General features: G+C 44.0%; 4 protein-coding genes and 1 pseudogene. All 5 read right to left on the bottom strand.

Annotation, left to right across the window (positions count from 1 at the left end):
- Positions 1 to 412 (bottom strand): annotated as a pseudogene (locus tag AB4653_RS11570) (hypothetical protein); the annotation flags it as partial.
- Between the two features lie 129 nt (positions 413 to 541).
- On the bottom strand, positions 542 to 2,326 hold the full coding sequence (locus AB4653_RS11575; protein WP_009845609.1) for an ABC transporter ATP-binding protein: 1,785 nt from the start codon (positions 2,324 to 2,326) through the stop codon (positions 542 to 544).
- Positions 2,320 to 4,083 carry an ABC transporter ATP-binding protein gene (locus AB4653_RS11580; protein ID WP_102257513.1) on the bottom strand — a complete coding sequence of 588 codons (1,764 nt, stop codon included), beginning with the start codon at positions 4,081 to 4,083 and terminating at the stop codon, positions 2,320 to 2,322. The genes AB4653_RS11575 and AB4653_RS11580 overlap by 7 nt, the downstream gene beginning before the upstream one ends.
- A 226-nt stretch (positions 4,084 to 4,309) precedes the next feature.
- Positions 4,310 to 4,843, bottom strand: a complete 534-nt coding sequence (locus AB4653_RS11585; protein ID WP_009845611.1) for a hypothetical protein — start codon at positions 4,841 to 4,843, stop codon at positions 4,310 to 4,312.
- 12 nt (positions 4,844 to 4,855) lie between these two features.
- Entirely contained in the window at positions 4,856 to 6,967 is a 2,112-nt protein-coding gene (locus AB4653_RS11590; protein ID WP_102257514.1) for an LruC domain-containing protein, read from the bottom strand.
- Between the last annotated feature and the right edge of the window lie 442 nt (positions 6,968 to 7,409).

Consider the following 7,409-nt stretch of genomic DNA (forward strand, 5'->3'; position numbering starts at 1 on the left):
GCTTTAGATCCCTTTCAAGAACGTTAAACTTCTTCTCGTACTCTTGAGCGATAGAATTCAATCGCTGGTCAGCCATCTCTTTGGTTGTGTGCTTGAGTTCTTTAAGCGATTGCCACCCAACTAATGCGATAAGTGAAGCGACACCCGCAATAATGTAGAAAAAATAGGTTACAGTCACGTTGGCGTAATTCAGCGATTTGTCCGCCACAGCGAGCTCACGGTCGGTCATCTGAATAGTCAAACGTCTTTCAAGATCTTGTTGGTCCATTCTTAGCTGCTTCAATTCATCCAAGATATAGCGTTCCATCAACGGTCGATCTAAATAGTCCAATTCTGAGTACTCAACCTCTTCGCTTGCAAAACTCATCGTGCTGAACACCGAGATAACTGCAATCAATAAGATTCGAAGCATTATACATTCCTTATATGTTTCATCTTTAGGCTAACTGTATCTTGTAATAGTCATACAAGCTAGGAAGTCGACAAGTTTGGCTTATTCGTATTAGTTAATAGTTATTTATAGCTCGATAGTCACTCACTTCTACAATCGACTCTTTCTACAATCGATTCCTCCAACCACGGACTCTTCCAACAATCCTGCATAAATTCCATTGTGTGCTATCAGCTGTCGATGGTTACCTTGTTCAACAATTTCACCCTTTTCCAACACCAAAATCGTATCTGAGTGACGAACGGTACTCAAACGGTGTGCAATCGCAATCACGGTTTTTTCCTTGAAAAGGCGCTGCATTGCTTTTTGAATTAGGTCTTCGGTGATTGAATCTACCGAACTGGTCGCCTCATCAAGCATCATCAGTTGTCCACCTTGTGCAACCGCTCTAGCGAACGAGATAAGCTGCGTTTGCCCTACAGACAAGTTGGATCCGTTCTTTTCCAAGTGGAAGTCATAACCTTGTGGCAATTGTTCAATAAACTTATCGGCATAAACATAGCGCGCAGCCTGTTCAACCTCAGTTCTAGATAGATGCGTTTTACCCAGCGCGATATTGAATTGGATGGTCTCTTCAAATAAGTGCACGTCTTGCATCATCATTGAGAACAAATGAGCAGAGTCTTCGCTTGAGATCTGAGACAGCTCTAATCCATTCAACAAAATGCTGCCTTCATAGTCTTGGTAGGTTTTAGAGATTAGACGCAGAACCGTCGACTTACCTGACCCCGTCGAACCTACAAGCGCGATTTGATGCCCTTTCTCCAATAAAAACGATACATTATTTAGAACATAAGGAGAGTCGTCTTTGTAACGGAAGCTCACGTTCTTAAACTCTAGGCTCACAAACTGTTCGAGCTGTTTTTCAACCTTGCTCGATAGCAACAGGTTGCGCCCTTCTTCTTCAGTCGGCTCAACAAACAGCTCTTCAATATGGTCAAACGCTGCAAATGAACTCTGAATCGAAGCAATCTGCGAAGTAAAGTCACGGATCGGCACAAACACTTTCTCTAAGGTGTTGATGAACGCAATTAGCACACCCAACGTGAGTGCCCCTTCTATCACTTGCTCAGAGCCATACCAGATCATAATTGCGATGGTGATAGAGGTGATGCCAGAGATAAACGAGAACAAAATCGCATCGTATTTATTTATCTTTTTCTGCGCTCTTAAAAACTCATCGGTATAGCCTTGGTAACGCTGTTCTACTTGATCTTCCGCTCGGTACATCTGAACGGTTTTCATACCAAATAAGACTTCTTGTAAAAAGCCAATACCACGAGCGAGCGAAGAACGAGTCACCTTGTACAGTTCACGAAGTCGGTTTCTCACGTACACCGTCAAATACATCACAGGCGGCATAATGATCAAAACAATCATCGTTAATTGCCAATCAATGAAGAACATCATTACCAACAGAGCAATGGTATTGATACTGTCCTTCACTAGACCAACAACCGATTGAACAAACGTCTCGCCGATGGTTTCCAAGTCGCTGGTTAGTCGTGAAAGCGTGACGCCAATCGGTGTGTTATCAAAATAGCTGCGTGGTAGTTTGAGCACACGAGCAAACAACACTGAGCGCATGTCAGTTATCGTGTATTGCCCGGTTTTACGCAGGTTGTACGAATAGGTGGTATCCACCACATAGCTCGCCACCAGCACGGCAACGAGATAGAAGACGTATTCGAGCAGACCATCCATATCCCCATGACTCAGGTGAACATCGATCACTTGAATGATCAGCCAAGGGAACAACAAGCTCGTGATGACAGAAAGAGGAAGCATAGCGATGCCCAGAATCGCAGAGCCTTTGTATTTCTTAGCAAACTTAAAAAAGTGCTTGAGGTACTTGAGATCAACACCTTTTAACATGCTGCTGCCTCCGTTTCATTCTGCTGTAACTGCCATGTATCGTAATAGTAATCGCACGTTTTCAATAACGTCGCGTGGTCGCCCTTCGCAATCACCTTACCTTCGTTCAACACGATAATTTCATCCATATATTCAAGGGCATTAACACGGTGTGAAACCACAAGTACCGATTGATTTTCCAAGCGCTTAAACAAGCCCTCTAAAATCTTACGTTCTGTTTCATAGTCGACAGCCGATAGAACGTTGTCCATGATGATCAGGTCGGTGGGTTGCAATAAAGATCGCGCAATGCTCAAGCGCTGTTTCTGACCACCCGACAACATGATCCCTTTCTCACCGACTAAGGTTTGGTCGCCATGCTCAAAACGTGTAACGTCATTGGCTAACTGACTCAGTTCTAAAACCTCATCAACCTGACTCTTTGCCAAGTCAGTATCTAAGCTACCGAAGCGGATATTGTCTTCGACGGTTGCAGAAAACAGATAAGGGTCTTGCGTCACGGTTTTCACGTAACGGCGCAAATCACTGCGCGAGAAGCTAGTGACATCTCTTTCGCCAAGAAAAACCGAACCTTCTGGTACATCCAAGTGATGGTTCAAGCAATTCACTAATGTCGTTTTACCCGCTCCGATTCCGCCTAGCACACCCACTTTCTTACCTGCTGGAATGTCAAAGCTGATGTCATCGAGAATCAGACGCTCTTCACCTGAATAGCTGAAGCTGAGGTTGCGAATAGAAAACGTTTTTCCCTTCAGAGATTCAACATCTAACTCAGTGAGCTTATCTTCATCAAGGTCTGGAACTTTGGCATTAAGAATGGTTTGTACACTTTGAATACCCACCATGCCACGCTGATAAATGGTCGCGATTCTGCCAAGCTGCATCAATGGCATAGCGAGCAAAACCGAGTAAGTCAGAAAGGCAGTAATCTCACCGAGGGTTAGCTCTTGTCTCATTAACATGTAGCCACCGAGCCCAAGAATGATGATTTTCATCAGGTCATTGGCGTAGTCGAGTACTGGCATAAAGAAGACTTGAATACGTGTAATTATAAGGCGGCATTCAAGTAATAACTGATTCAGCTTTTCAGTTTCAGCTTTCACCCAAGGTGACATCTGCTGGCTCTTAATCAAATCAATCCCAGACAGGTAACTCATTAGCTGAGCAGACAGGTTTTGCAGACGTTTCATGTGCTCTAAATGCAGCGTTTTCATACGCTTGAAGCCCACCCGAAAAATCACAAAAGCGATTGAGATAGGAATAATCGAATACAGTGTGAGTTCTGGCGATATACGCCACATATAAAGAGGTGTCAGCGATAACGCGAGTAACGCATTGAAGAACTGAAGAAACCCCACACCAAACATCAGTCGGATGCCGCTAAGGTCATTATTCATGATTGAAATTAGCCGACCAGATGCAAAACGTTCATGAAAGCTGCTCGGTAAGCGATTCAGCTTTTGTAGAAGTGTACTCTTTAGTGCGGCTTCTGTAATTCGCCCCGGATTAAGCGCATAGATACGAGACAGAATTCTCACCACCACCATGGCAACCGACATGCCGACCACGATCCAAACATAGGTTTGAAGCTGCTGATGGCCCGTTGTTGAAGCATCCTCAATAAGATCGATGGCAAGTTGGATATAACGAGGGATCTCTACCTGTAACCAGTTAACGAGAAAAATGAACACAATCGCCAGTAAGTACGAGGGGCGATTCATGCGCAAATAGTGGGCAACAAACTGTCTTTTATTCATAGTCTTCTTTGTTTAGGGCAGGCTCACCGAGTTTTGGTGATTTCGTAAAGCTAGAAACGAGCGTCACTTAAGTAAAGATACACCTAAAACACCGGATTGATAATATCACTCCATTCATTTTATACAGGTTATCTCAGGTCTCGATGTTAGAAAAATTCACAACAAAAGCGCCTAAAACAACGTTACCGCCTAAATAGCGGTAACGTTGTTTGGTAGAAGATAAAGATTAAAGAATCACGTCTACATTATCGTCCTCAATATTTACAAGGAGTTTCACTTCACTTCCCATTGCCGACGGATACCAGACTTCAACCCATACTTTATCAACATGATTGGGTAAAAGGAGAGTTGTAGAGAAATCAATATCTTGATTGATTGGGCTCCTCAGCACTTGTGAGGTGTAATCGACAACATCACCATTGAACTCTGTATAAATACTCATAAAACCTCGAGAACTTTGCGAGCTTGCTACGTCAACGTTTACAGACACTTCTCTCTCCGTAGAAAAATCAAAACCTTCCGGTATAGATAACTCAGATGATTTAATAGACTGCGGTACCACTACTGGAGCAGGTGCCACAACGTTATTGCTACCAACGGTCGAATTACTCGGAGGAGTGACGGGGACCGGAGCCGTAGTATTGCTCGGAGGAGCGACAGCACTTGGAGATGAAGCGGTACTATCACCTCCACCTCCGCCGCCACAAGCTGAAAGGAATACAAAGCCTACACCACTCAAAATTAGTTTGATTGTTTTCATAAATCCTCCTGATTAATCTTCCGTTGACCAAGTTTTGTTGGCGTTAGGGTTTTGGTACCACGTTGGTTTTGAAGCACCGCCTGATGTAGCCCACTCAGCAAATTCGGGGTACACCTCACTAACATCAATGTATTCTGATGGATGATTCCAAGGTGATGAAATTAAGATACCCCAAGGCATGTTTTGTGTCGTTCGGTAATATTTATCACTAGACGGGTCTGAATCATCTTGTGCAATACCATAGAAATCACTCACTAACGTGCCACGCGACGTTGGTGGGAAGTCCGCAGTATGGATTTCTAAGTCTTTCCCTGGCGATGTAGAGAAACTGTCACCATGGTAATAACCCGCTCCCGCACCAAAGATGAATGGGTCGAAGCCACTTAATGGCATCAGTGAACTCGCTGTGGGCTCGTTTCCAGAAGCAAACGGCAGAGAAATACTGAACGTCATTTGGTCAGCTTCTAAAGTCGGACTACAAGAAGGGTTAGTGCGGTGGAACATACACTCACCGTTAATCGGCAGATCATTTTTTAGGTTCAACGACGCGACAACAACGAGGTCTCCTCCTGGCGATGCAACACTTTTGTCTTCACCCGTAAACGGCGAAATATTTACCCGAGTCGCGCCATTCTTTTGCACTCGAGCCGTTTGAAGATCGACATCTGACTCATCGAAGCCATCAAGCTTCCATCCCAGTCCATTACCATAAGAAGCACCGTAGGCCATTATGGTTCCCGTAATATCCATTCGAAGCACTGCGTCCTCTTTACTTAAAATGGTGGTGCGGTAGTAAACCACAACGTCATTTAAGTCGAAGTCACCAACTTCTGGCCAATTATCTTCGAAGGCCGCTGTATAGTAATTCGAATGTTGAACCGTTGTGCCAGGATCCGTAACGTTAAACACGTAGTCCTCAACTTCACCATCACCAACATAACCGTCACTCGGAATGTTAGGGCTACTCGCTAAACGGAATCGAGTTTGTACGCTCCCAACGACAGCATCATCACCCACTCGAATAGGGACGACTTGGCTTCCATCTACAACAGAATGATTTTTTAGTAACTGCTCGTCATCCTCAAAAGATCCATTCATATCCCAGTCAGCCCAAGCTTGCAGATAACCACTCCCCACAACGTTGACATTAATTAAACTGTCTAAGCCAACTTCAAGGTTCGTCAACAATGTAATTCCGTCCTCATCATTTCCGCCAACATCCAAATCATCGCCGTTGGATGATGCACCAGGTTGGCCATCTGTATCGGCATCAACACTAGCACCTAAGTACAGTGTGGAAGATATCGCATGCTCAGCACCGTTACTCGCCTGCAACGTTCCATAACTATCAGGAGCGTCACCAAAATCAGATTCATCTGAACTTTCTATTGGCGTAGTAAACCCAGATAAGTCCCAGTTACCGTCAAATGCCGAGAAAATCGGGTTGGGGAAACTACTGCTACTGCTCGTAACCGTTTCAAATTGTAGAGTTACAATCGAGGTATTCTTGTAGGTGAATTTTACAGCACCGGAAGTGTCGGTTTCCGAATAGTTCGTACCTGGCCCGGTGAATAGAACCGACGTTCCATCGGCACTCTCTTCCGCCGTCAAACTCGCGCTAGCACTACCAAGTTGATAACTGTAGAAACCTTCACTTTTAAACACTCTTACTTGCTCCGACTGCACGGGTTCGCCATCAATGTCATAGCCAATCATGTCAAATTCGGGAAGTGTATAAGGCACTGAGAACGTACCTGAGAGGCCATCCGTACCATCATAAAATTCAAACGTATAAGTTAGACCTGCAGAGCCCGCAGAGTTAGTTTGATAGAGAAAACCAATATCTCCTGAGGGTTGTGTTGCACCAACTTTGTAGTTAGGAGCATGAAACAAAAATGTCGCATCACCGAACACACTACTAGACACTTTGGCATCTATTGTTTTTCCATCATGTGTACCAACGTTGAGGAAGTGCATCGAAGATCCATCATAGGTTGGCCCAGCCCACGAACTGCTGCCGTTCGTCGCCTCTACATGATTTGAAAAGTCCAAATCTACCGTCGTTGCATAGACAGGGGCACTGGCAACGGCCGTCATAAGATAAATAACTTGCTTGTATTTCATAGTAAACCTCGACTTCTTCTTCGCATGAGCGATTTCCTTGAAAAGTGTGTGAACTCTGAACGGCAAGTTAAAGAAGCGTCTCAGTTAACTCTGAAACAAACTATTCGCATCTTTGTTTATTATGTTGGTGCCGATAAAGCGAGCTGCTTAATACAAAGAAGCAAAAGAGAAGCCAAGTTTCCGATCGTTTCAAAATCACCGTATAACATTGAAAAATAAGACTTATTTTTCCACATTGAAATTACAGTCAGAATGAAACGGTCTTTTCTTCAAAATAAGAATCAATTTGATGAGAGGTTAGTCAACTTGAAAGTCTGTTAGATAAAGAAACGTTCTATGCTGGTTGGAAACGGATAGGTTGTTTACGGACTGGAGGCGTTTTGCTTAAAACTCAAATTACGATGGGTTAGCTCAACTAAAGGAGGGAGGAATTATTGTTGGT

The sequence above is a fragment of the Vibrio sp. 10N.222.48.A3 genome (assembly GCF_041475345.1).
Taxonomy (GTDB): domain Bacteria; phylum Pseudomonadota; class Gammaproteobacteria; order Enterobacterales; family Vibrionaceae; genus Vibrio; species Vibrio tasmaniensis_A.

Excerpts from the sequence above, each read along its gene's own strand:
- AB4653_RS11575 (WP_009845609.1), bottom strand. The coding sequence starts at position 2,326 with ATGTTAAAAGGTGTTGATCTCAAGTACCTCAAGCACTTTTTTAAGTTT.
- AB4653_RS11580 (WP_102257513.1), bottom strand. The coding sequence starts at position 4,083 with ATGAATAAAAGACAGTTTGTTGCCCACTATTTGCGCATGAATCGCCCC.
- AB4653_RS11585 (WP_009845611.1), bottom strand. The coding sequence starts at position 4,843 with ATGAAAACAATCAAACTAATTTTGAGTGGTGTAGGCTTTGTATTCCTT.
- AB4653_RS11590 (WP_102257514.1), bottom strand. The coding sequence starts at position 6,967 with ATGAAATACAAGCAAGTTATTTATCTTATGACGGCCGTTGCCAGTGCC.